Annotated in this window: 1 pseudogene; it reads left to right on the forward strand. The window is 72.4% G+C overall.

Annotation, left to right across the window (positions count from 1 at the left end):
• Positions 1 to 295 precede the first annotated feature (295 nt).
• Positions 296 to 624 (forward strand): annotated as a pseudogene (locus AC5LSR_RS22985) (hypothetical protein); the annotation flags it as partial.

Here is a 624-nt window from a genome sequence, read left to right on the forward strand (position 1 = left end):
CCGTGTAAGTGGATGATGCGGACCCCTACCGGACAGGTTCACTCACAATCAGTTACTGTCACGCTCCGTGATTAAGGAATTGCGCGCCGGCAGGCGTACAGCTATGGAGGGCAGATCGCCAGGGAGGGCAGCGGCGCCGCGATCATTCTTTGACGGCCGAGGGACGACGGCCAGCCCAACAGCTCCGACAGGCCCGGGACACCCGGGACGCCCGGGAGGGCCAGACGGTCCGGGCACGCCGGGTGGGCCGTGGCTCCGGGCGCGGCGGCACGCCCGGCGTGCCGCGATGGCGGGCATGCTGACGCTGCTCCTCGCCGCGGCGACCGCCGGGCCCGCCGTGGGCGACACGCCAGGCGCCCATGGCGCTCCCGACACTCACGGCACCCCTGATATCCACGGCGTCCCCGATCCCCACGGCGTCCCCGATCCCCACAGCGCCCACGGCACGGACGGGCCCGCGCCCAGCCCGCAGGACGGCGCGGCCGGGTCGTACTGGAACGAGGTCGCAGGCGAGGCCTTCCACCCGACCGGGCGGGTGCGCACCTACTACATCGGCGCCGACGAGGTCGTGTGGGACTACGCCCCGGACGACCGTAACGACATCACCGGCCAGCCCTTCAGCCC

This window comes from Protofrankia sp. CiP1_Cm_nod4 (genome assembly GCF_982290645.1).